Below are 24,857 nucleotides of genomic sequence, written 5' to 3'. Positions count from 1 at the left end.
ACCAGAACACGCAAAACATTGACTAGATTGCTCAAAAGATTGCGAGTCACTGTGTACGGACGACGACTGGCGATGGGGCTGCTGATGGCGGCCCTGATCGCCCTCGGGCTGATGCCCGTCCCCGCGCAGGCCGCCGCCGCGGCGGACACCGACCTCGCGCGCGGCAGACCCGCCAGCGCCTCCGGCGCCCTCGGCGCCTACCCGGCGACCAACCTCACCGACGGCAGCCAGGCCAGCTACTGGGAAGGCCCGGCCGGCACCTTCCCGCAGTGGGCGCAGGTCGACCTCGGCGCGGCCGTCCGCGTCGACCGCGTCGTCCTCAAGCTGCCCACCGGCTGGGAAGCGCGCGACCAGAACCTCGCCGTCCTCGGCTCCACCGACGGCAGCGCCTTCACCACCCTGGCCGGCGCCCAGGCCCGCCGCTTCGACCCGGCCGCCGCGAACGCCGTCACGCTCACGCCGAACGGCAGTCAGGTCCGTTACGTACGCGTCCAGATCACCGCCAACACCGGCTGGAACGCCGCCCAGCTCTCCGCCGTCGAGGTCTACGGCGAGCCGGGCACCGGCGAGCCGCCCGCCGGCGGTACCGACCTGGCCCGGGGCAAGGCGGTCGAGGCGACCTCGGTCACCCAGAACTACCAGGCCGCGAACGCCAACGACGGCTCCGTCGCCACCTACTGGGAGTCGGCCGGCCTGCCCGCGAGCCTCACCGTGAAGCTCGGCGCGGACGCCGACGTCGAGGGCGTCGTGGTCAAGCTCGACCCCGACCAGGCGTGGGGCCCGCGCACCCAGTCCTTCGAGGTCCTGGGCCGCGCCGCGGGAGCCACCGCCTTCACCACCCTCAAGCCGCGGGCCGACTACGCCTTCAGCCCGTCCACCGGGCAGAACACGGTGACCGTGCCGGTCACCGGCCGCGTCGCCGACGTCCGGCTCGCCTTCCGGTCCAACACCGGCGCCCCCGGCGCCCAGATCGCCGAGCTCCAGGTCCTCGGCACCGCCGCCCCCGCCCCCGACCTCGTCGTCACCGACCTCACCTGGACCCCGGCCGCCCCCGTCGAGACCGACGCGGTCACCGTCCGGGCCACCGTCCGCAACGCGGGCACCGTCGCGGCCCCCGCCTCCACCGTCGACGTCAGCGTGGAGGGCGCCGTCGCGGGCGCCGCCCAGGCCGCCTCCCTCCCGGCCGGGGCCTCCACCACCGTCGACGTCCCCGTCGGCCGCCGCCCGGTCGGCGCCTACACCGTCTCCGCCGTCGCCGACCCGGCGAACGCGGTCGCGGAGCTGGACGACACCAACAACAGCCGCACCGCCGCCTCCCGGCTGACGGTCGGCCAGAGCCCGGGCCCCGACCTCATGGTCACCGGGATCACCACCAACCCCTCGGCCCCGGCCGTCGGCGCGCCGGTCTCCTTCACGGTCGCCGTGCTCAACCGCGGCACCACCGTCGTCCCCGCCGGCTCGGTCACCCGGCTCACCGCGGGGTCGGCCACCCTCCAGGGAACGGCCGGCGCCGTCGCCGCCGGCCAGACCGTGAACGTGCCGATCTCCGGCACCTGGACCGCCGCCTCCGGCGGGGCCGCCCTCACGGCGACCGCCGACGCCACCGGCACCGTCACCGAGACCGACGAGAACAACAACGTCTTCACCCGCTCGCTGGTCGTCGGGCGCGGCGCCGCCGTCCCGTACACCGAGTACGAGGCCGAGGACGCCCGCTACCAGGGCACCCTGCTCACCTCGGACCGGCTGCGCACCTTCGGGCACACCAACTTCGCGACCGAGTCCTCGGGCCGCAGGTCCGTGCGCCTCGACGCGAGCGGCCAGTTCGTCGAGTTCACCTCGGTCAACCAGGCCAACGCCCTGACCGTGCGCAACTCCATCCCGGACGCGGCGGCGGGCGGCGGCCAGGAGGCCACCCTCAGCCTCTACGCCGACGACGTGTTCGTCCGGAAGGTGACCCTCTCCTCCAAGCACAGCTGGCTGTACGGCACCACCGACGACCCGGAGGGCCTGACCAACCGACCCGGTGGCGACGCCCGCCGGCTCTTCGACGAGTCGCACACCCTGCTCACCCGTTCCTATCCGCCGGGCACCCGCTTCCGGCTCCAGCGCGACAGCGACGACCGCGCCGCGTACTACGTGGTCGACCTGATCGACCTGGAACAGGTGGCCCCGCCCGCGTCCCGGCCGGCCGGCTGCGTCTCCATCACCGAGTACGGGGCCGTGCCGAACGACGGGCTCGACGACACCGACGCGATCCAGCGCGCGGTCACCGCCGACCAGAAGGGCGAGATCTCCTGCGTCTGGATCCCGGCCGGACAGTGGCGGCAGGAGCAGAAGATCCTCACCGACGATCCGCTGAACCGGGGGCAGTACAACCAAGTCGGCATCCGCGACGTCACGATCCGCGGCGCGGGCATGTGGCACTCGCAGCTCTACACGCTGACCCCGCCGCAGAACGCGGGCGGCATCAACCACCCGCACGAGGGCAACTTCGGCTTCGACATCGACGCCAACACGCAGATCTCGGACATCGCCGTCTTCGGCTCGGGCACCATCCGCGGCGGTGACGGCAATGCCGAGGGCGGCGTCGGCCTCAACGGGCGCTTCGGCAGGGGCACGAAGATCACCAACGTCTGGATCGAACACGCCAACGTCGGCGTCTGGGTGGGCCGCGACTACTCCGACATCCCGGAGCTGTGGGGACCGGGCGACGGCCTGGAGTTCAGCGGCATGCGGATCCGCAACACGTACGCCGACGGCATCAACTTCGCCAACGGCACCCGCAACTCCACCGTGTACAACTCATCCTTCCGCAACACCGGTGACGACGCCCTGGCCGTCTGGGCCAGCAAGTACGTCAAGGACACCTCGGTGGACGTCGGCCACGACAACCACTTCCGCAACAACACGGTCCAGCTCCCGTGGCGGGCCAACGGCATCGCGGTCTACGGCGGCTACGGCAACACCATCGAGAACAACCTGATCTCCGACACCATGAACTACCCGGGGATCATGCTCGCCACCGACCACGACCCGCTGCCCTTCAGCGGCCGGACCCTGATCGCCGACAACGCGCTGCACCGCACCGGCGGGGCCTTCTGGAACGAGGACCAGGAGTTCGGCGCCATCACCCTCTTCGCGCAGGGGCAGGACATCCCGGGCGTCACCATCCGGGACACCGAGATCCTCGACTCGACGTACGACGGCATCCAGTTCAAGACGGGCGGCGGCGCCATGCCCGACGTCCGCGTCAGCAACGTACGGATCGACGGGACGGTCAACGGCTCCGGGATCCTCGCCATGAGCGGGGCCCGCGGCAGCGCCACCCTGACCGGGGTGACGTTCGCGAACACGGCCGAGGGCGACGTCCTCGTCGAACCCGGCTCGCAGTTCGTCGTGAACCGCGGCTGATCCGGGCCCCGGAACGGCGGTCCACCCCTGGTGGACCGCCGCTTCGGCATGCCTCCGCACGTCGCCCGATGCCTTCTCGATCCGGGGCGCACAAGCGGTAGACGGTCTCACGATCCTCTGGAACTCTCTGAGCGTCCCGCGCAAAGAATCGATATTCGAGCGCGATTTCTGGACGCATCTCCGAATGAGAACCGAGGAGCGATGAGGATCCGCAACTGGAGACCACGGTGCCTGAGCGCCGCGATCGCGACGAGCCTCCTGGCGCTGGGCGGTCCGCTGACGACCGCCCACGCGGCCGGCGGCCCGAACCTCGCCCTGGGCGACGCCGCCGCCGCGAGCAGCGCGCACGCCGAGTACGACGCCGCGAACATCACCGACGGCAACCAGGGCACGTACTGGCAGAGCTCCGGCTCCGCCCTCCCGCAGTGGGTGCAGGCCGACCTCGGCACCGCCACCCGCGTCGACGAGGTGGTGCTCCGGCTCCCGACCGGATGGGAGAGCCGCAACCAGACGCTCTCCGTGCAGGGCAGTGCCGACGGCACCTCCTTCACCACCCTGAAGACCTCGGCGACCTACGCCTTCACCCCGGGCGCCGGGAACACCGTCACCATCGCCTTCCCGGCCGCCCAGGCCCGCTTCGTCCGGGTCGACATCACCGCCAACAGCGGCTGGTCCGCCGCGCAGCTCTCCGAACTGGAGGTGCACGGCGCCGACGGCACCTCCCCGAACCTCGCCGCCGGCAAGACCCTCACCGCCAGCAGCAGCACCCAGACCTACACGCCGCCCAACGCCAACGACGGCAACCGCGCCACCTACTGGGAGAGCACCGGCGGCGCCTTCCCGCAGTGGCTCCAGGCCGACCTCGGCGCCGCCCTCCGGGTCGACCGGGTCGTCCTGCGGCTGCCCGACGGCTGGGGGAGCCGCAGCCAGACCCTGAAGGTCCAGGGCAGCACCGACGGCACCACCTTCACCGATCTGACCGCGGCCCAGGCGTACGTCTTCGACGCGGCGAGCGGACGCAGCGCGACCGTCGGCTTCGGGGCCACCACCACCCGGTACGTCCGCGTCCTCGTCACCGCCAACACCGTCCAGAACGCGGCCCAGTTCTCCGAGCTGGAGGTCTACGGGCCGACGAGCGGCGACACCCAGGCACCGACCGCCCCCGCGAACCTGGCCTACACCGAGCCCTCCCCGGGCCAGATCCGCCTCACCTGGAACGCGGCCACCGACGACACCGGCGTCACCGGCTACGACGTCTACGCCAACGGCGCCCTGCTGACCAGCGTCGCCGGGAACGTCACCACGTTCACCGACACCCGCCCGGCGAACCAGACGGTGTCCTACACGATCAGGGCGCGGGACGCGGCCGGCAACCAGTCCGGCGACTCCAACACGGTCACCCGGATCGGCGACGCCGGCGACACCCAGGCGCCGACGGCCCCCGCGAACCTGGCCTACACCGAGCCCTCCCCGGGCCAGATCCGCCTGACCTGGACGGCGTCCACCGACGACACGGGCGTCACCGGCTACGACGTGTACGCCGACAACGTCCTGCGCGGCAGCGTCGCCGGGAACGTCACCACGTACACCGACACCCAGCCCGCCTCCGCGACCGTCACCTACCAGGTGCGGGCCAAGGACGCGGCGGGCAACCGGTCCGGCGCGAGCAACGGCGTCACCCGCAACGGCAGCGGCGGCACCGGTTCCGACATGGCCGTCGGCAAGCCGATCTCCGCCTCCTCCACGGTCCACACCTTCGTCGCCGCCAACGCCAACGACAACAGCACCGCGACCTACTGGGAGGGCGCGGGCGGCAGCTACCCCAACACCCTCGCCGTCAAGCTCGGCGCCGACGCCGACCTCGACCGGCTCGTCCTGAAGCTGAACCCCGACACCGCCTGGGGCCCCCGCTCGCAGACGATCGAGGTCCTCGGCCGCGCCCAGGACGCCTCCGGCTTCACGAGCCTCGTCGCCGCGAAGAGCTACGCCTTCGACCCCGGCAGCGGCAACCAGGTGACGATCCCGCTCACGGCCCGGGTCGCCGACGTCCAGCTGAGGATCACCGCCAACACCGGCGCCCCGGCGGGCCAGATCGCCGAGTTCCAGGTCGTCGGCGTCGCCGCGCCCAATCCCGACCTGCGGGTCACCGGTCTGAGCGCCTCGCCCGCCTCTCCCGTCGAGTCGGACCCGGTCACGGTCAGCGCCACCGTCCGCAACGACGGCAGCGCCCCGGCTCCGGCCAGCAGCCTCGCCGTCCGCCTCGGCGGCACCAAGGTCGCCACGGCCGCGGTGGGCGCCCTCGCGGCCGGAGCCCAGACCACCGTCACGGCGGCGATCGGCGCCCGCGACGCCGGTTCGTACGAGCTGAGCGCGGTCGCCGACGAGGCGGACGCGGTCATCGAGCAGAACGAGTCCAACAACACCTTCACCAGCCCCACGGCCCTCGTCGTGCGGCCGGTGGACAGCTCCGACCAGGTCGTCTCCGCGGTCACCACCTCGCCGTCCAGCCCCTCCGCGGGCGACGCCGTCACCTTCGAGGTCGCGGTCCGCAACCAGGGCACGGTGGCCACCGCCGCCGGCGGCCACGCCGTCACGCTCACCGTCCTGAACCAGCAGGGCGCGGTGGTGAAGACGCTCAGCGGCGCCTCCGCCGGGGCGCTGGCCCCCGGGGCGCAGACGGAGGTGAGCCTCGGTCCCTGGACGGCGGCCAACGGCTCGTACACCGTCCGCACGGTCCTCGCCGACGACGCCAACGAGCTGCCGGTGAAGCGGCGGAACAACACCGCCACCCAGCCCCTCTTCGTCGGGCGCGGCGCGAACATGCCGTACGACACGTACGAGGCGGAGGACGGCACCGCCGGCGGCGGCGCGACCGTCGTCGGCCCCAACCGCACCGTCGGCGACATCGCGGGCGAGGCGTCCGGCCGCCGGGCGGTGAACCTGGACGCCACCGGCGAGTACGTCGAGTTCACCACCCGGGCGTCGACGAACACCCTGGTCACCCGGTTCTCGATCCCGGACGCCCCGGGCGGCGGCGGCATCGACTCCACGATCGACGTGTACGTCGACGGGGTGTTCAAGAAGGCACTGCCGCTCACCTCGAAGTACGCCTGGCTGTACGGCTCCGAGACCGCTCCCGGCAACTCCCCGGGTGCGGGCGGTCCCCGGCACATCTACGACGAGGCCCGTCTGATGCTCGGCGAGACCGTGCCGGCCGGCAGCCGGATCCGGCTCCAGAAGGACGCCGCGAACACCTCCACGTACGCCATCGACTTCATCGACCTGGAGCAGGTGGCCCCGGTGGCGAACCCCGACCCGGCCGCCTACGCGGTCCCGGCGGGCTTCACCCACCAGGACGTGCAGAACGCCCTCGACCGTGTCCGCATGGACACCACGGGCGCCCTGGTGGGCGTCTACCTGCCGCCGGGGGACTACCAGACGTCGAGCAAGTTCCAGGTGTACGGCAAGGCCGTGAAGGTGGTCGGCGCCGGGCCCTGGTACACGACGTTCCGCGCGCCCTCGACGCAGGACAACACGGACGTCGGCTTCCGGGCCGAGGCGACGGCGAAGGGCTCGCTCTTCAGGGGCTTCTCCTACTTCGGCAACTACACCTCGCGGATCGACGGCCCGGGCAAGGTCTTCGACTTCGCGAACGTGTCGGACATCGTCATCGACGACATCTGGAACGAGCACTTCGTCTGCCTGTACTGGGGCGCCAACACCGACCGGATCACGATCAGGAACTCCCGCATCCGGAACCTGTTCGCCGACGGCGTCAACATGACCAACGGGTCGACGGACAACCTGGTGACCAACAACGACGCCCGGGCGACCGGCGACGACAGCTTCGCGCTGTTCTCGGCGATCGACGCGGGGGGCGCCGACATGAAGAACAACGTCTACGAGAACCTGACCAGCACGCTCACCTGGCGTGCGGCGGGCGTGGCCGTCTACGGCGGCTACGACAACACCTTCCGCAACATCCGGATCGCCGACACCCTGGTCTACTCCGGCATCACCATCTCCTCGCTGGACTTCGGGTATCCGATGAACGGATTCGGAACCGGACCGACGACCTTCGAGAACATCTCGATCGAGCGGGCCGGCGGGCACTTCTGGGGCGCGCAGACCTTCCCGGGCATCTGGGTGTTCTCCGCCTCGAAGGTCTTCCAGGGGATCCGGGTCAACCACGTCGACATCGTCGATCCCACCTACAGCGGGGTGATGTTCCAGACGAACTACGCGGGCGGGCAGCCGCAGTTCCCGATCAAGGACACCGTCTTCACCGACGTCTCCGTCACGGGGGCGCGCAAGAGCGGTGACGCCTTCGACGCGAAGTCCGGCTTCGGCCTGTGGGCCAACGAGATGCCGGAGGCGGGCCAGGGCCCGGCGGTCGGCGAAGTGACGTTCAACGGCCTCCGGACCAGCGGAAACGCCGTGGACATCCGCAACACCACGTCCACCTTCAAGATCAACGTCAACCCGTAGCCGCACGGCGTCGGGCGAGGCCGGTGCGCACCGCTTCGGGCGGTGCGCACCGGCCTCTCGCGCATGCGGGGTTGCGCTTCACTGTCGAGCATTTACGAAATCAGCGCGATATCTTGCGTTCACTTGTCGTCGGTGGTTGAGTGTGGCGCACCCCACCCACGCACCCGAGTTGGGGTGACCTCCACGCCCAGGCCCGAAGGGGACCACTCATGAGAAGTGCCCGGCTCCGCCGTACCCGCCGACCCGCCGCCGTCGCCCTCGTCTCCGCCCTCACGCTCACCGCGCTCGCCGCCTGCGGCACGAGCAGCAGCAGCGACAACGGCACCGGCGGAGACGGCGCGAGCGGGTCCTCCGACCCCTCCGCGCCGCTCGACCCCAAGACCAAGGTCACGCTCACCATCGACTGCATGCCGCCGGCCGCCAAGGCGGCCGAGCTCAGGGAATGGAAGGCGGACGTCGCCGAGTTCAACAAGACGTACCCGAACGTCACCATCGAGGGCCGCTCCACCCCCGGCCAGTGCCTGGAGCCCCCGCGCTTCACCGCGATGCTCAAGGCCAAGTCGCAGCCGGACGTCTTCTACGCCTACTTCACCGACCTGCCGCAGGTCCTCTCCGAGGACGGCGCCGCCGACATCAGCGCCTACGTCAACGACAAGAGCGTCCCGCTCCTCAAGGACATCGACCCCGACGTCCTCGGCTCCCTCAAGCACGACGGCAAGCTGTACGGCCTGCCCACCAGCAACTACACGATGGGCCTGCTCGTCAACCGCAAGCTCTTCGAGGACGCCGGCCTCGACCCCGACAGCCCGCCGCGCACCTGGGAGGAGGTCCGGGCCGCCGCCAAGAAGATCGCGGCCCTCGGCGACGGCATCTCCGGCTTCGGCGAGTACAGCGCCGGCAACACCGGCGGCTGGCACTTCACCGCCCAGATGTACAGCCTCGGCGGGGACATCGTCGACGCCGGCGGCACCAAGGCCGCCTTCAACAACGACCTCGGCAAGCAGGTCGCGAAGAACCTCCACGCCATGCGCTGGGAGGACGACAGCATGGGCAAGACCCAGCTGCTCAAGTGGGGCGATCTCCAGAAGCAGATCGCCACCGACAAGCTCGGCATGTTCCTCGCCGCCCCCGACGACATCGCGTACATGGTCCAGCAGCTCGGCGCGAAGTACGAGAACTTCGGCATGGGGCCGATACCCGGCGGCCGGAACACCCTCGCCGGCGGCAACAACTACATGGTCAAAAAGGGCATCTCGCCCGACAAGATCAAGGCCGCCGTCGCCTGGCTCAACTTCAAGAACCTCACGGTCGGCAAGGGCCAGTTCGACTGGGCGCGCTCCAAGGCCGACGGCCTCCCGGTCGGCGTCCCGCAGCCCAACTTCTGGCTGAACTCCTCCAAGAGCACGGACGACGCCAACCGCGTCCGGAACGCGACCATGCCGGTCGCCAACTTCAAGTCCTTCATGGACAACCCGGTCCCCGGAAAGGCCGAGCCGCCGAAGGCCCAGGAGGTCTACAAGGTGCTCGACAACGTGATGTCCGGCCTCCTCACCAACAAGGACGCCGACGTCGACAAGCTCCTCGCCACCGCCGAGGCCCAGGTCAACCAGGTCCTGGCCAACCAGTGAGCCGCCGGGCGGCGGCGGAACTGCCCGGGCCGCCCCGCCCGCCAGCACCCTCAGCAGCGGCACCCCAGCACCAAGGAGCGACGATGCCGGCCCTTCGTACGATCCCGAGCAGGGCGGGAGCCGACCCCCTGCCCCCGCCGCCCCCCGAGGCGGAACCCCGCCCGGCCACCGGGCACTTCGCCAAGACCCTGCGGCGCAACCTGACCGCCCACGGCTTCCTCATCGGCGCCGTGCTCTGCTTCGCGGTCTTCTCCTGGTACCCGATGGTCCGCGAGTTCCTGCTCGCCTTCCAGAAGACCGAGAGCGGCCGCACCACCTGGGTCGGCCTCGACAACTTCCGTACCGTCGCCAACGACCCGGCGTTCTGGCAGGCCTGGGGCAACACCCTCCTCTACACCGCCCTCGCCCTCGTCCTGGGCTTCGCGGTCCCCTTCGTCGTCGCCCTCGTCATCAACGAGTTCCGCCACGCCCAGGGCTACCTCCGCCTCCTCGTCTACCTGCCGGTCATGCTGCCGCCGGTCGCCTCGGTCCTCCTCTTCAAGTACCTGTACGACCCCGGCTACGGACTCCTCAACGAGCTCTTCGGCTTCCTCGGCCTGCCCGAGCAGCAGTGGCTCCAGGACCCCGACATCTCCCTGCTCGCCGTCGTCATCGCCTCCACCTGGATGAACATGGGCGGCGCGACCCTGATCTACCTCGCCGCCCTCCAGTCCATCCCCGGCGAGCTGTACGAGGCCGCCGAACTCGACGGCGCCGGCCTCCTCCGCAAGATCTGGCACGTCACCGTCCCGCAGACCCGGCTCGTCCTCTCCCTGATGCTGCTCATGCAGGTCATCGCCACCATGCAGGTCTTCGTCGAGCCGTTCCTGCTCACCGGCGGCGCCGGACCCGAAGGGTCCACCACCACCGTCGTCCACCTCATCTACCAGTACGCCTTCAGCTTCAACGACTACGGCGCCGCGGCCGCCCTCGGCCTGCTCCTGCTCGTACTCCTCGCCGGGTTCTCGGCGGCGTACGTCAAGCTCAGCCGCGCCGAGGACGAGTAGGACCGGGGAGACACACATGTCCACACGCACGCTCATCGCACCCGCCACGCTCGCCCGGCCCGCCGGCAGGGCCACCTACCGGATCGGCCTCGGCCTCGTCCTCGTCGTCTTCACCCTGGTCTTCCTGGGCCCCCTCTACTGGCTGGCCTCCAGCGGCCTCAAGGACGCCCAGGAGGTCATCCAGACCCCGCCCACCCTGGTCCCCGGCACCTTCACCCCGGAGAACTACACCCGGGCCTGGGAGGTCATGGACCTCTCCACCCTCCTGTTCAACACCCTCTACTACGCGTTCGGCGCGCTCGCCTTCCAGCTCGTCCTGGACGTCGCCGCCGCCTACTCGCTCTCCAAACTGCGTCCCGTGCTCGGCAGGGCCGTGCTCGGCATGATGCTCGCCACCCTGATGATCCCGGCGACCGTCCTCGTCGTGCCCCAGTACCTCACCGTGCTCGACGTGCCGATCGTGGAACGCAACCTGCTGAACAGCCCCTGGGCGATCTGGCTGCCGTCCGTCACCAACGCCTTCAACATCTTCCTGCTGAAGCGGTTCTTCGACTCCATCCCCAAGGAACTCCTCGACGCCGCCTCCATCGACGGCGCCGGCCCCCTCCGGATCCTCCGGTCGATCGTCCTGCCGATCTCCCGGCCGATCCTCGGCGTCGTGTCGATCTTCGCGGTCGTCGGCGTCTGGAAGGACTTCCTCTGGCCGATGCTGACGCTCCCCGACCCCGGCAAGCAGACCCTCAACGTGGGCATCTACTCCCTCTCCAACGGGGTCCCCGTCAACGTCCTCATCGCCGCCCTCACCATCGCCGCGCTGCCGACACTCGTCGTCTTCCTGATCTTCCAGCGGAACATCATGAGCGGCCTCACCGCCGGCGGCCTCAAGGGCTGACCAGCCCCGCCCCCTCACCTCCACCGCACACCCCTGCCCGAAAGGACCCTCACGTGGCAGCCCCCAACCCGTCCCGCACCACCGACTGGTGGCGCGACGCCGTCATCTACCAGGTCTACCCGCGCAGCTTCGCCGACGGCGACGGCGACGGCACCGGGGACCTCGCGGGCGTCCGGGCGAGACTGCCCTACCTCGCCGAACTCGGCGTCGACGCCGTCTGGTTCACCCCCTGGTACGCCTCCCCGATGGTCGACGGCGGCTACGACGTCGCCGACTACCGCGCCATCGACCCCGCCTTCGGCACTCTCGACGAGGCCGAGAAGCTCATTGCCGAAGCGGCCGACCTCGGTCTCCGCGTCATCGTCGACATCGTCCCCAACCACGTCTCCGACCAGCACGCCTGGTTCCGGGCCGCGCTCGCCGCGGGTCCCGGCAGCCCCGAACGGGCCCGCTTCCACTTCCGCCCCGGCCGGGGGGCCGACGGAGAACTCCCGCCCAACGACTGGCCTTCCCAGTTCGCCGGCGACACCTGGACCCGGGTCCCCGACGGCGAGTGGTACCTGCACCTCTTCACCCCCGAACAGCCCGACCTGAACTGGTCGCACCCCGACGTCCGCCGCGAGCACGAGGACGTCCTCCGCTTCTGGTTCGAGCGCGGGGTCGCCGGCGTCCGCATCGACTCCGCCGCCCTGCTCACCAAGGACCCCGGCCTCCGCGACTTCGTCGAGGGCGTCGACCCCCACCCCTACATCGACCAGGACGAGATCCACGACGTCTACCGCTCCTGGCGCGCGATCGCCGACGAGTACGGCGGCGTCTTCGTCGGCGAGGTCTGGCTCCCCGACGCCGAGCGCTTCGCCCGCTACCTCCGCCCCGACGAGCTCCACACCGCCTTCAACTTCAACTTCCTCGCCTGCCCCTGGGAACCCGGGCGGCTCCGAGCCGCCATCGACGACACCCTCGCCGAACACGCCCCCGTACACGCCCCGGCCACCTGGGTGCTCTGCAACCACGACGTCACCCGCACCGCCACCCGCTACGGACGCGCCGACACCGCCTTCGACTTCGCCGCCAAGCGGTTCGGCATCCCCACCGACCTGGAGCTCGGCACCCGGCGCGCCCGCGCCGCCGCGCTCCTCACCCTCGCCCTTCCCGGCTCCGTCTACCTCTACCAGGGCGAGGAACTGGGCCTGCCCGAGGCCGACATCCCGCGCGACCGCATCCAGGACCCCATGCACTTCCGCTCCGGCGGCACCGACCCCGGCCGCGACGGCTGCCGGGTGCCCCTCCCCTGGGAGGCCGGGTCCCCGTCGTACGGCTTCGGCGCCGGTACGGAGCCGTGGCTGCCGCAGCCCGCCGACTGGGACCGCTACGCCGTCGACCGGCAGACCACCGAGCCCGACTCCATGCTCGCCCTCTACCGCACCGCCCTCGGACTGCGCCGCACCGTGCCCGGCTTCGGCGACGGACCGCTCACCTGGCTCCCTGCCGAGGACGGCGTGCTCGCCTTCACCCGCGCGCACGGCCTGACCTGCGTCGTCAACCTCTCCGGCGGCCCCGTCGCCCTCCCCGCCCACGGCGCGCTCCTCCTCGCCAGCGGCCCGCTCGACCCCGCCGGCGCCCTTCCCCCGGACACCGCCGCCTGGCTGCGCGCCTGAGCCACCCCCGCGACCCCGAGAGAAACGAGAACCCTGCACGGTCCGCTTCCAGACGCGCAGGACCGGCAGACGACGCACGGGAACCCCGCCCCGACGGAAGGCACCGAGGACGGCCGGGCGGGAGACGGGCCATCGGTCGGCGAGGCGATGCCGCATCGGTTCGTCGCGCGGGGACGCGCGTGCGTGAGCGGCATCGGGACGTCGGCCGGAACCCCTCGGACGGCGTGACCGCGCGCCGCGTGCCCGAGGGGCGTCCCGTCAGGGGGCGGAAGGTCCGGTTGTCCTGGCCTGCCAGCTCCCGCCGTCCACCCGGTACACCGTCAGCCGGCGGTTGACGGTGTCGCCGCCGTCGAAGGCGACGCGGCCGGTGACGCCGTCGAAGGCCAGCCGCTCGACGGCTCGTGGCAGTTCCGCCCTGATGCCGTCGGTGGAGGTGCCGCCCTCCGCCTTCACGACGGCCTTCACCGCTTCGATGAGGGCCCAGGTCGCGTCGTAGGAGTAGGGGCCGTACCAGCCGGGCGGCTGGGAGTAGCCCGCTTCGCCGTACCGGGTCAGGAAGTCGCGTCCTGCCGTCGACTCCGTCGCGGGTGCGCCGATCTGGGTCGCGAGGTCGCCGTCGGCCTGAGGGTTCCCTGCGAGGTACTGCTGGTCGAAGATGCCGTCGCCGCCCATCAGGGGGATGGTCACCCCCGCCTGCTTGAGCTGCCGGGACAACGGTGCCGCGGTGTCGTAGTAGCCGCCGAAGTAGACGGCTTCGGCGCCCGAGGACCGCACCCTGACGGCGAGGCCCGCGAAGGAGCGTTCCGCGGGATCCACCTGCTCGGTGCCGACGACGGTCCCCCCGAGCCTCTTCCACTCGGCCGTGAGGCCGGCGGTGAGGGCGGTGCCGTGGCTGCTCGCGTCGTCGACGACGTAGAGCTTGGTCGTCCCGGTCCCGCGCAGGTACCGGGCGGCGAAAGGCCCCTGGTCGACATCCGTGCCGATCGTCCGGAAGTAGGTGGAGTACGGACGGACGCGGTTGCCCGACGCCCAGTCGGGGCCCAGCGTCAGGGCCGGATCGGTGTTGCCCGGTGACACGTTGACGATGCCCGCGCGTGACAGCGCCGGCACCAGGGTGCGGGCGACGCCGGAGTTGAGCGGGCCGACCACCCCCACCAGTTTGTCGTCGGACACGAGCCGGGCGGCGTTGGCCGCGCCCTTGGCGGGGTCGGCTTCGTCGTCCACGGCCGTGATCTCGAAGGTCACACCGGGGACGTGTCCGGTTTCGTTGGCGGTCCTGACCGCCAGTTCGGCGGAGTTCCTGATACCGGCGCCCATCGAGGAGAATCCGCCGCTGAGGGGCGCGTCCACCCCGATCCTCACCGTGACAGAGGAGGCCGGCCCGCCGTCACCCGCCCGGCCGCCGTTCTGTGCGTGGTCGTCACGGGTGAGGGACCAGGTCAGGAGGGATCCCGCGGCGAGCACGGCGAGTGCCGTACCCAGGACCGCGGAGCGCCGGGTGAGGCCCCGCCCTCCCGCGGACGCCCCGTCCTCCCCCTCCGACCGAGCCGTCGCGCCGAGCGTGCGCCGCTGCTCGGCCGGGGTCACGACGACCGGCGGGGCCGTCGGCCGGTCCGGCACGGGGTGACGCGGGGGGCCCGCGTCGGCCCGGGAGGAGTCCGGCAGCGTGGGGGTCGCCACGGACGGTGTCGACGAGGGAGCCTGCTTCGGCATCGTCGGGGCGAAGGGGGGCTCCACCGCCACGTCCTGTGCCGGAGCCGCCGTCGCGTCGGGGCCGGGGGCCGGTCCGCTGTCCGGCTCGGATTCCCTTGCGGGACCGTGCCCGTGGGGCGCGTCGGGGCGGGGCGGGGCGGACATCAGTACGTCCCTGAGCATCTCAGCCGCTTCGGCGGCGCCCACGCGTTGCGCCGGGTCCTTGGTGAGGAGGGCGTCCAGCACGGGAGCGAGCGGACCGGCGTGGACCGGCGGCCGGTGCGGGCGGGTGAACACGGCCACGGCGAGAGCGTGGAGGCCCTCCGCCTCGAACGGGGGGTGCCCTTCGACGGCGTGGTACAGGGTGGCGCCGAGCGCCCACAGGTCGTTGGCCGGGGTCGGGCGCTTGCCGTCCAGCTGCTCCGGCGGCATGTACTGCGGCGTGCCGATGACGATCCCGCTGTGACTCAGCTTGGTCGTGGCGTCCGCGAGGTGGGCGATGCCGAAGTCGGTCAGGACGACACGGTCCTTGGCCAGGAGCACGTTGTCCGGCTTGATGTCGCGGTGGACGATCCGCGCCTCGTGCGCCGCGGTCAGCGCGTCGAGGACGGCGGCGCCGATCTCGGCCACGCGCCGTACGGGCAGCCGGCCATGGCTGTGGATCGCAGCGGCCAGGGACTGGCCACGGACCAGCTCCATGACGATGACCGGGGCGCCGTGGTGCTCCACGACGTCATGGACGGTGATGACCCCCGGATGGCTGAGAGTGACCGCCGCGCGTGCCTCGCCCGTGAACCGCCGGAGCAGCGCCTCACGGGCGTCGTCGTCCATGGCCGGTGGGAAGAGGATTTCCTTGACGGCGACTTCGCGTCCGAAGAGCTGCTGGTCAAGACCACGCCAGACCCGGCCCATGCCGCCTTGGCCGATGCGTTCGACCAGTTGGTACCGGCCGGCGATGAGTTCGTGGTTCTGCTCGGTCACGCGCACACTCTAGGTCCTGATGGGCCGATCAGGTGACGGAAAGACGGCTTGATCACGCCCCTTGCGGCGAAGTCGTGAAGGGCCGGCGGGAGGGGAGGGCCGAGCGGATCGGTGGGCGCGGTGTCGCACCCCAGGAGGGATTCGGTCCCCAGTTCGGAAGGTCCCCGGGGGCTCCCGTACGACGGCGGGGTGGCCGCTCTCCGTCATGGAGGCTCGACTGTCGGCCGTGAGGCCGGAGTGCTGCTGGACGGTCTTCGCTCCGGTCTCGGTGTCGGCGGCGAACCCGACGACTCCGTTCGCGAGGACCCGGAACGCGGGCTGCGACAGCAGAGGGGCGGTCGCCGGTCCGGCTCACGCGTCGTCGCCGGCGGCGAAGATGCCGTGGGCGGCCTCGGTGAGCCGGGCGCAGCGCCGGGTCATGGCCTCGGGCGACTGGTCGGGGTGGTTGATCCACCAGCGGACCAGGGCGGTGCACAGGCCGCGCCAGGCGTGTTTGAGGGCGTCGGCGTCCAGTGGGTCGGCGGTTCCGGCTGCGTGCAGGAGTTCGGCGGTGCCGGTCGCGGCGAGGTCGTCGATGGCGTCGCGGTAGTGCGCGGCGCGCCGGGCGGCGTCGCTGCCGGGCGGCAGTGTGGGGTCGTAGAGGACGAACCAGGCCGCGCGCTGCCCGTCGAGTGCGGTGAAGAGGGCGCTCAGGACGCGCAGGGGGGTGGGTGGCGCGTCGGTGTCGTGTCCGGCCATGGCGGCGCGGACGGCGTCCAGCAGCCGGTCGCCGATCGGGTCGAGGCAGGCGAGGTAGAGACCCTGCTTGCTGCCGAAGTACTGGTGCAGCAGCGGCTTGGTGACGCCGACCCGTACGGCGATGGCGGCCACGGTGGTCGCCTCGTAGCCATGGCGGCCGAACTCCTCGGTGGCCGCGGCCAGGATCTGTTGTTCGCGATCGGCTCTCGGCACGCCCTTGGTGCCGGCCTTGGAGGAGGGCGTTGTCATGGGAGTAGATATTACCTTAAGGTAATTTACCACTGGGTAAGTTTTATCGGACCCCCACCGGGAGCACTCTCATGTCTGCGACCCCCTCCGTGTCCCGCTCCGCCCGCACCCGTTCCTGGTGGGGGTGGGGCTATGCCGACGCCCACCCCGACGACGCCGAATGCACTGCGATGGGGGCCCTGCTTCCGTGCACCCTGACCCGCCCGCTGCCGATACCCCGCATCGCCGACCTGCCCATCGCCCGGCCCGCCGTGACGCCCCCGTCCTCCCTGGCGCACCTGGTCACCGGCGAGCCGCGGGTGCGCGCCGCCCACGCCATGGGCAAGGCCTACCGCGACGTCATCCGGGCCCTTCGCGCCCGCCCCGGCCGGATCCCCGACCTCGTCGCCTGCCCCACCGGCGACCGGGAGGTGGCCGACCTGCTGGACTGGGCCGGCGAGCACGGCGTGGCCGTCATCCCCTTCGGCGGCGGCTCCTCGGTGGTCGGCGGCGTGGAGTGCCGCGGCGATGCCCACCGCGCCGTGCTCTCGCTCGACCTGACCTCGATGGACCGCGTTCTGGAGATCGACACGGCCGGCCGCTCGGCCCGCATCCAGGCAGGAGCCCTCGGCCCCGTGCTGGAAGGGCAGCTGCGGCCCCACGGCCTGACCCTGCGCCACTTCCCGCAGAGCTTCGAGTTCTCCACCCTCGGCGGCTGGCTGGCCACCCGGGCCGGCGGCCACTACGCCACCGTCCACACCCACATCGACGACTTCGTGCAGGCCCTGCGGGTGATCACCCCCGCCGGATCCGGTACCTCCTGGCGCCTGCCCGCCTCCGGCGCCGGCCCGTCGCCCGACCGGCTCTTCCTCGGATCCGAGGGCGCGCTCGGCGTCATCACCGAGGCATGGATGCGCTTGCAGGAACGCCCCCGCCACAAAGCCTCCGCGTCCGTGACATTCACCGACTTCCACCGCGCGCTGGACGCCGTGCGCGCCATCGCCCAGTCCGACCTCGCCCCGGCCAACTGCCGCCTGCTCGACGCCGGCGAAGCCTTCCTCTCCGGCGCTTCCCGGGACGGCTCCTCCGTCCTGGTCCTGGGTTTCGAATCCGCCACCGGACCCGTCGACGACCGCCTCGCGAGCGCGGTGGACCTGGCCCGCGCCCACAGCGGCCGGGCCGAGACGCCCCCGGCGGACCGTGACACCTCGGCCGGCTCGGCGGTGAGCGCCTGGCGCTCGGCCTTCCTGCGCATGCCCTACCTGCGTGACGGCCTGGCCCGCATGGGCGCCGTCGTCGAGACCTTCGAGACCGCCGCCACCTGGGACAAGATCCCCGTCTTGATCGACGCCGTCCGTACCGAGGTCGGCGCCGCCGCCCTGAAGATCACAGGACACCCGGCCACCGTCAACTGCCGCCTGACCCACGTCTACCCCGACGGGGCCGCCCCCTACTTCACCGTGGCCGCCGCCGGCCGACCCGGCGACGAGGTCGAGGTCTGGGACGACATCAAGGCCGTCGCCGTTGAGATCCTGCACCGCCATCGCGCCACGATCACGCACCACCACGCCGTCGGCCGTGACCACCGCCCCGGCTACGACCTCCAGCGACCGGAGCCCTTCGCGCTGGCACTGCGCGCTGCCAAGGACGCCCTGGACCCCTGCCGCGTCCTGAACCCCGGCGTCCTGCTCGACTGACGAGACCGGCCGGAAGGACGGCGGTGAAGCCGTGCCGCCACGTGTGCTCCACCTCCGCGGTACGGGGTCCCCGCGAGGGCGGCCGGTGCCCGGCGCCAGTTCGCCGTCGTGCATCCGTCCGGGGCATCGGAGTGGCCCGGGGGAGTGCGGACGGCGTGGTTCCCGTATCTTCCGGCGCCGCTTCCTATGGTCGGCGCAGGTACGGCGGCGGGCCGGCCGCTCAGACCCGATGGGGAGTCATGGTGCGTACGACGGCCGGGCCCGGAACGGTGACGTCCGTGCCCTCGAAGGGGCGTGCCACGCGCCGGTGGCCCCGCCGGCTCGTTGCCGCGGTGGGCCTCGTGGCGCTGTGCGCGCTGCCCACGACGATGGCGGGAGCGACGCCGGCGCAGGACGGCCGGACCTCCGCGCATGCGCTCCTGTACGTGTCCGACTACGGCGACAACCGGGTTGTCGCCCTGCCCACGAGGGGCGGCGACCAGACAGCCGTGCCCTTCGAGGGTCTCGTACGGCCGACGGGCATGGTCTGGGACGCGTCGGGCCGCCTCTACGTGTCGGACACCGGCAACAACCGCGTGGTCGTGAGGGCGGCGCGCGGCGGTGGCCAGTCCACCGTCCCCGTCGACGGCTTGTCGCGCCCCCTGGGGCTCGCCCTCGACCGGGCCGGGAACCTCTACGTCGCCGACAGCTTCAACGACCGGGTCGTGAAGGTGTCCGTGGCGAGCGGTACCCAGGCGACCGTACCGACCACGGGGCTGCTGCACCCCTGGGGACTGGCGCTGGACGCCGCCGGGAACCTGTACGTCTCCGACTTCGTCAACGACCGGGTCGTCAAGGTGGCCGGTGACGGGAGCGGCCAGTCCACGGTCCCCACCGTCGGCCTCTCCCAGCCGACCGGCCTGGCGCTCAGCGCCACGGGGGACCTCTACATCGCCGACAGCGGCAACAACCGTGTGGTCAAGATCGCTGAGGGCGGCGGCCAGGCCACCGTCCCCGTCGCCGGTCTCAGCGGCCCGCTCGGCCTCGCGCTCGACGGCTGCGGCGGCCTGTACATCGCCGACGGCTTCAACAACAGGGTGGTCCGTGTCCAGGAGACGGGCGGTGGCCAGACCACCCTCCCGGCCACCGGCCTGAACACGCCGACGGGCCTCGCCTTCCCCTCGATGGGCAACCGCCCCTGAAACACCACGATCCGGCGCCTCCGGGCCGTGCGCAGGAGCGGGCCCGGCGCGACGACAGGTCGCCGACGGGGTGGACCGTCCCACCGTCACCCGCGCGGTCGGTGAGGTGCGCCGGCTTCTGGCGGGCGGGGGTTCGCAGCCCCGGACAGGCCCGGCGTGCGGCTGCGGACCCCGGAGGACGCCTTCACCTACGCCCAGGCCGAAGGTGTCCGGCTGCGGCTGGACGCCACCGACGTCCAGGTACGCCGACCGGCCGCGGGCCGGGGAGGCCGTAGGGCATTCGTGTCGGGCGAGAAGAAACAGAACACGATCAAGGCCGCCGTCATCGCCCGTCATCACAACGGATCACCGTCGAACTTCGGCGCTCCCGAACTGGAGACCCTGGCCGCTTCGTACGGCCATGCCCTCACCTGAAGGAGACCGGGTGCAGCGGCAGCGGGGGGCATGGGGGCCTGCATGCCGGCTTTCTGATGCCTCACCAGGAAATCGTCAGCGGGTCGATCGTCAGCGGGTCGGACGGGGATCGTCCGCGCGTGGTGCGAGGGGTGCCGGTGCGATCGTCCGGGCACCGTCCGCCGTCCCCGGCCGAGGCGCTGCCGCCTCCCCGGCGGGGGCGCCGCCCAAGGAACCGGTCAGCGTGAGCCCGAGGGTGACCAGGGTCGCCGCCACGGCCCGCGCGCCGGCCGGGCGACCTGAACGGCCGGCGCCGGGGGAGCGGCCGGACGTGCGTGCGCCGACCGGTCCGGAAGGGCCTTCGGAGACGGGACGGGCCGCCCGCCCGCCCCGGGAGGCGCACCCGGGGGCAGCCGGGGAGGTGCGTCCGGCCCTCCGCAGGTCGGTGAGGACACGGGCGCAGGCGGCCGCGTCGGGCCGGGCCTCGGGGGCCCGGGCGGTCATGGCCGTCAGCAGGGCCGCGAGCTCCGCCGGAAGGCCCGGCGGAAGCACCGGAGGGCGCTCCAGGTGCCCCAGCGCCGCCTCCAGCGGAGCTCCCCCGTACTCCGCCTCGCCCTTCAGCGCTTCGAGGAGCACCAGGCCGAGGCTGTAGACATCGGCTTCGGGCCCCGCGTTCCGGCCCATGGCCTGTTCGGGTGCCATGTAGGAGGCGGTCCCGATGAGCGTGCCGGGGCCCTCGGGCACGGAGGTCGCGGACCCGTCGAAGCAGCGGGAGATGCCGAAGTCCGTCAGGTGCGGGGCGTCCGTACGGTCCAGGAGGATGTTCGACGGTTTGACGTCGCGATGGACGACCCCATGGGCGTGCACATGGACGAGAGCCGAGGCCAGCACCGTCCCCATCCGGCAGACCTCGGCGTGCGTGAGGACCGTCCGGGCCACGCGCCGCCGCAGGGTCGTCCCCCGGACGAGCTGCATCACCAGATAGGGCCGGCCTTCGTCGTGGCCGGTGTCGTAGAGCGTCACCAGGCCGGGATGCTGCATGCGCGCCAGGAGCCGGGCCTCCTCGCCGCACCGCGCCCCGGCCCGACGGGCGTCCTCCGGGCGGAACACCTTCACCGCCACCGGGCGCCGCAGCCGCAGATCCAGCGCTTCGTACACGTCGGCCGAGCCGCCGCGGCCCAGCAGCCGGTCGAGCCGGTAGCGGCCGGCGACGGCGTGGGCCGTCAGCATGAGATCCGGATGGAAGGGCCTCGCGCGGACCTGCATCGGTGCTCCCCGGGGTGTGGTCGGCCGTCTGCCGACGGGACGATCGGCGGGTGTGCCACCCGCCGGTGCGCGGACGGGCTCGCGGCTGACGCGTGCCCCGTCGGTCCATGAACATCCCCCGGCAGGAAGGGAAGGGGGCGAGGACGCCTGCCCGCACGGGCGGGAAGGGCGGATTCCGGCCGAGCGCGGGGGAGCGGCATGCTCCCTTGAGTCCCGGGTACGCGGACGCTGTCCAACCCGCATGGGAGGGAGCAACCATGGGTCTGGGACTGTTCATCATCATGATCGCCGTCGGCGCCATCCTCACCTTCGCGTCCGACTGGGAGGTCGAAGCGGTCGACCTCGATCTGGTCGGCCTGATCCTGATGGCGGTCGGCTTCCTCGGAACCGCCGTCTACACGAGCGTTCTTCGCCGCCGCCGGATGGTGGTCCCGCCCGTGGCGCCCACGGCCACCGACGACCGGCGTGACCTGCTCTGAGGCGGCCCGCACGTTCGGTGCCGCGACGCACACGACGCACACGACGCACACGACGCACACGACGCACACGACGCACACGACGCACACGACGCACAGCGACAGAGGAGTGACAGCGATGACCGACCGTCTCTGGTCCTACAGCACGGAGTCCGGCCACCTGGCGGGCACCGACCTCACTGGATGGCGGGTCGAGGCGTCCGACGGGCACATCGGCAAGGTGGACAAGCACTCCGACGAGGTGGACGACGCCTATCTGGTCGTGGACACGGGAGTCTGGATCTTCGGCAAGGAGGTGCTGATCCCGGCGAGCACGGTGACCCGCGTCGACCTGGAGGAGCACACGATCCACCTCGCCCTGTCCAAGGAGCAGGTGAAGGACGCGCCCGAGTTCGTCTCCGACAAGCACCTCGCCGACCGGCAGTACCGTGAGGAGATCAGCCAGTACTACCGCACCGGCGGTCCCTTCTCGGGTGGCACGGGCGCCATCTGACAAGCCGCGGCCGGTTTCCCCTCAGGGCCGTCCCCGCCGGTGAGGCGTGCCCGGTGGAGCAAGGCCTGAGGCCTTCAGGCGATACGGGAAGCGTTCGGTTCCTGACGAAAAGGTGTGATCCGTCCAGGACGGGTCATGCGAATCATGGCGATCCATCCCCGAGGGGGAGGGAAGTCCCGTCTACGAGAAAGGTGTTGGCATGTCGAAGGTGGAAGAGTCCGTCGAGGTCGAGGTTCCGGTCCGCGCGGCATACGACCAGTGGACCCAGTTCGAGACGTTTCCGCGCTTCATGGACGGCGTGGAGCGGATCGAGCAGCGTACGGACACGCTCACCCACTGGACCACGGAGATCGGTGGCGTGCGTCGCGAGTTCGACGCCGTCATCACCGAGCAGATCCCGGACGAACGGGTCGCTTGGACGACCGTCGAGGGCGAGGCGCGACAGGCCGGCGTCGTCACGTTCCACCGCCTCGACGAGACCCGGACGAAGGTCATGCTCCAGATGGACTTCGCCCCCGAGGGGCTGACGGAGCAGGTCGGCGACAAGCTCGGGTTCGTCAAGCGCAAGGTGACCGGCGACCTCAAGCGGTTCAAGTCGTTCATCGAAGAGCGAGGCGGCCAGGAGACGGGCGCCTGGCGCGGCTCGGTCTGAGGACCAGGTAGCCGGGCGAGGGCCCGACACGCGGGCGAGGGCCCGCGGCCGCAGGGCCTGAAGCGTTCAGCGGCACACGACGGCGTGGGCCGGACGAATTCCCGTCCGGCCCACGCCGTCGTGTGCCACCCCGCACAGGGTTTCCTCCGGCGCGGGGTGGCCGCCCGTTCGCGAAGGGGCACGCGCGATCCGGCCGGTCGGTGGACACGACAGGCGCCGGCCGCGGGCCCAGGCGGTGTGGGAAGCGGGGCAGCGCGGAGAAGAGGGTTCGCCGCCCTGACCGGGCTACTTCAGCTCGATCTCGACGAAGGCCAGCGGAGCGGTGCCGGCGTTGACGACTTCGTGCTCCCCGCCCGCCGGGCGTGCGTAGGACTCACCCGCCTTCAGCTCCGAGACGGTGACCGCCCCGTCGGGGGTGATCACACGGGTCCGTCCGTCGGTGACGGGGACGACGACGTAGTCGTACGCGTGCACGTGGAGGCCCGTGGACTGGCCGGGCTCGAAGTCCCAGCGGGTGACGCGGACCCGGTCGTCCTCGTGCTGTGTGTTCGCGCGGGCCGTGGTGGTCATCGGTCGCTCTTTTCGCCGTCGTCGGTTCCGGGCGCCGCGGCGGGCCGGGCAGCGCTCCGAGCGGCAGGTTATCCGTCTGCCGCCCCCTGACGGGGGAAGACCCGGCCCTGACCCCGGACCGGGTCTTCTGTCGGCCGCCAGGCAGAGCGCATGAGCCAAGGCGGCCCCTGCGACGGCGAAAGAGGGGGCATGGGTTCCTGTCACCGGGGCACACGGGTGCTGAGCGATGGGACGCGCTCACTCCGCACGATCCGTGGTTCCCCTCGCGTGAGGGCGTCGGCACCCGTGTGCGGTCCGCACGCACGCCGCCCCTCCGCGGCAGGACGGGCCGACCGACCGGCCGCCGTACGTCGGCGTTCGGGGCCGTGTTTCCTGCCGAACCGCGGCGCACCGCGCGAGAACCCGTTCTCCGCGCCGGGCGAGCATCGCCGGAGAGCGCGGGCCCGCTCCTGTCCCACACTCCCGAGGAGGATCTTCATGGACGGACGAAACGGCGTTGCCACGCCGAAGGACGAGCAGGACGAGGCGCGGCGCGGAGGGAACGCCGGGGAGCCGGGCACCGGCGCGGACGGGCGGGGTGAGACCGAGGAGGAGCGCGCGGACCGGCGATGGCAGGAGCTCCTCCAGGAGATAAGGGTCGCCCAGACCGGCGTCCAGATCCTCCTCGGCTTCCTCCTCACCGTGGTGTTCACTCCGCTCTTCCACGAGCTGCAGCAGGCCGACAAGACGATCTACCTGGTCACCGTCGTCCTCGGCTCGCTGGCGACGGGTGCGCTGATCGGCCCTGTCTCCTTCCACCGGATCGTGTCCGGACGGAGGGTCAAGCCCCAGGCCGTCGTCTGGGCCTCCCGGCTCACCTTCACCGGCATCGTGCTCCTCCTCGCGACGCTGACGTCCGCGCTGTTCCTCATCCTGAGGGTGGCGACGCACGACCCGTACGTGCCCTGGCTGGTCTCCGGTGTCCTCGTCTGGTACCTGGTCTGCTGGTTCGCCCTGCCCCTGTGGGTCCGCACGCATCACACGAGCGGAAACTGATTCCCACGCTCGCAAGGGCCGAGGCCGGCCTCCCGCGCACAGCGGTGGAGGCCGGCCTCGGCCCGTGCGAGCGTGCCGCTCACGGGCCCGGCCCCGGTGACGGCCGACCACGGCCGCTCACCGGGACCCCCTCCGTACACCGCCGCGGGCCAGGCGAGATGCTCCACCACGCCATCACCACCCCGACACCGAACACCAGGATCAGCACGACCGGCACGACGGAATCCTTCCAAGTCCAGGGCCATGTTCGAGGATCCGACTGACCGTGAACACGACGACGAAACACGTTTCTCCGCCATGAACCCGAAGAGTCGAGGCGCGGAGGGGGGGGA

16 protein-coding genes and 1 pseudogene are annotated in these 24,857 nt (G+C 71.7%); 13 read left to right on the top strand and 4 right to left on the bottom strand.

What is annotated here, in order from left to right:
* Positions 1-72: 72 nt before the first annotated feature.
* From ACFYUZ_RS32385 to ACFYUZ_RS32360, 6 genes are all read left to right on the top strand, one after another.
* On the top strand, positions 73-3,411 hold the full coding sequence (locus tag ACFYUZ_RS32385) for a CARDB domain-containing protein (RefSeq protein ID WP_389315505.1): 3,339 nt from the start codon (positions 73-75) through the stop codon (positions 3,409-3,411).
* 201 nt (positions 3,412-3,612) lie between these two features.
* Positions 3,613-7,899: a discoidin domain-containing protein gene (locus ACFYUZ_RS32380; protein WP_389315272.1), complete on the top strand. Its 4,287-nt coding sequence runs from the start codon at positions 3,613-3,615 to the stop codon at positions 7,897-7,899.
* Between the two features lie 209 nt (positions 7,900-8,108).
* Positions 8,109-9,527 (top strand): ABC transporter substrate-binding protein, encoded by a 1,419-nt coding sequence (locus tag ACFYUZ_RS32375; RefSeq protein WP_389315270.1) that lies wholly within the window; start codon positions 8,109-8,111, stop codon positions 9,525-9,527.
* An 83-nt stretch (positions 9,528-9,610) separates the two neighbouring features.
* Positions 9,611-10,573: a carbohydrate ABC transporter permease gene (locus ACFYUZ_RS32370; RefSeq protein WP_389315268.1), complete on the top strand. Its 963-nt coding sequence runs from the start codon at positions 9,611-9,613 to the stop codon at positions 10,571-10,573.
* Positions 10,574-10,589: 16 nt separating this feature from the next.
* Entirely contained in the window at positions 10,590-11,465 is an 876-nt protein-coding gene (locus tag ACFYUZ_RS32365; RefSeq protein ID WP_389315266.1) for a carbohydrate ABC transporter permease, read from the top strand.
* A gap of 53 nt (positions 11,466-11,518) precedes the next feature.
* Positions 11,519-13,123 carry a glycoside hydrolase family 13 protein gene (locus tag ACFYUZ_RS32360; protein ID WP_389315264.1) on the top strand — a complete coding sequence of 535 codons (1,605 nt, stop codon included), beginning with the start codon at positions 11,519-11,521 and terminating at the stop codon, positions 13,121-13,123.
* Positions 13,124-13,381: 258 nt separating this feature from the next.
* Here the strand turns inward: ACFYUZ_RS32360 and ACFYUZ_RS32355 are convergent, their stop codons facing one another.
* Both ACFYUZ_RS32355 and ACFYUZ_RS32350 read right to left on the bottom strand, forming a co-directional pair.
* Positions 13,382-15,796 (bottom strand): ABC transporter substrate-binding protein, encoded by a 2,415-nt coding sequence (locus tag ACFYUZ_RS32355; protein ID WP_389315263.1) that lies wholly within the window; start codon positions 15,794-15,796, stop codon positions 13,382-13,384.
* A gap of 351 nt (positions 15,797-16,147) precedes the next feature.
* Positions 16,148-16,783: a TetR/AcrR family transcriptional regulator gene (locus ACFYUZ_RS32350; RefSeq protein ID WP_389315261.1), complete on the bottom strand. Its 636-nt coding sequence runs from the start codon at positions 16,781-16,783 to the stop codon at positions 16,148-16,150.
* A 71-nt stretch (positions 16,784-16,854) separates the two neighbouring features.
* Between ACFYUZ_RS32350 and ACFYUZ_RS32345 the strand changes: the two genes are divergently transcribed.
* The 3 genes and pseudogenes from ACFYUZ_RS32345 to ACFYUZ_RS32335 form a co-directional block, all read left to right on the top strand.
* Positions 16,855-18,459: an FAD-binding oxidoreductase gene (locus tag ACFYUZ_RS32345; RefSeq protein ID WP_389315260.1), complete on the top strand. Its 1,605-nt coding sequence runs from the start codon at positions 16,855-16,857 to the stop codon at positions 18,457-18,459.
* 239 nt (positions 18,460-18,698) lie between these two features.
* Positions 18,699-19,640 carry an SMP-30/gluconolactonase/LRE family protein gene (locus ACFYUZ_RS32340; protein ID WP_389315258.1) on the top strand — a complete coding sequence of 314 codons (942 nt, stop codon included), beginning with the start codon at positions 18,699-18,701 and terminating at the stop codon, positions 19,638-19,640.
* Between the two features lie 67 nt (positions 19,641-19,707).
* Positions 19,708-19,970, top strand: a pseudogene (locus tag ACFYUZ_RS32335) (IS5/IS1182 family transposase); the annotation flags it as partial.
* Between the two features lie 174 nt (positions 19,971-20,144).
* On the opposite strand, the gene ACFYUZ_RS32330 reads toward ACFYUZ_RS32335, so the two are convergent.
* Positions 20,145-21,263, bottom strand: coding sequence for a protein kinase (locus ACFYUZ_RS32330; RefSeq protein WP_389315256.1), 1,119 nt, complete (start codon positions 21,261-21,263; stop codon positions 20,145-20,147).
* A 293-nt stretch (positions 21,264-21,556) separates the two neighbouring features.
* Here ACFYUZ_RS32330 and ACFYUZ_RS32325 point away from each other — a divergent pair, with 293 nt between their 5' ends.
* The 3 genes from ACFYUZ_RS32325 (at position 21,557) to ACFYUZ_RS32315 (ending at position 22,920) form a co-directional block, all read left to right on the top strand.
* A complete protein-coding gene (locus tag ACFYUZ_RS32325) occupies positions 21,557-21,778 on the top strand; it encodes a DUF6458 family protein (protein WP_389315254.1) in 222 nt (73 codons plus the stop codon).
* A 115-nt stretch (positions 21,779-21,893) separates the two neighbouring features.
* Complete coding sequence (locus tag ACFYUZ_RS32320; RefSeq protein ID WP_389315252.1) at positions 21,894-22,268, top strand: PRC-barrel domain containing protein; 375 nt, start codon at positions 21,894-21,896, stop codon at positions 22,266-22,268.
* Positions 22,269-22,467: 199 nt separating this feature from the next.
* Positions 22,468-22,920 carry an SRPBCC family protein gene (locus ACFYUZ_RS32315; protein ID WP_389315250.1) on the top strand — a complete coding sequence of 151 codons (453 nt, stop codon included), beginning with the start codon at positions 22,468-22,470 and terminating at the stop codon, positions 22,918-22,920.
* Positions 22,921-23,205: 285 nt separating this feature from the next.
* Here the strand turns inward: ACFYUZ_RS32315 and ACFYUZ_RS32310 are convergent, their stop codons facing one another.
* The gene (locus tag ACFYUZ_RS32310; RefSeq protein WP_389315248.1) at positions 23,206-23,490 is read right to left on the bottom strand and encodes a cupin domain-containing protein; all 285 of its coding nucleotides are present in this window, start codon (positions 23,488-23,490) and stop codon (positions 23,206-23,208) included.
* A gap of 477 nt (positions 23,491-23,967) precedes the next feature.
* Here ACFYUZ_RS32310 and ACFYUZ_RS32305 point away from each other — a divergent pair, with 477 nt between their 5' ends.
* Positions 23,968-24,525: a DUF6328 family protein gene (locus ACFYUZ_RS32305; protein ID WP_389315246.1), complete on the top strand. Its 558-nt coding sequence runs from the start codon at positions 23,968-23,970 to the stop codon at positions 24,523-24,525.
* Positions 24,526-24,857: the final 332 nt, after the last annotated feature.

Source organism: Streptomyces sp. NPDC004266 (genome assembly GCF_042874095.1).
Lineage (GTDB): Bacteria > Actinomycetota > Actinomycetes > Streptomycetales > Streptomycetaceae > Streptomyces.
Note: the sequence above shows the minus strand (reverse complement) of the source record. Positions and strands in the feature narration are given on the sequence as shown.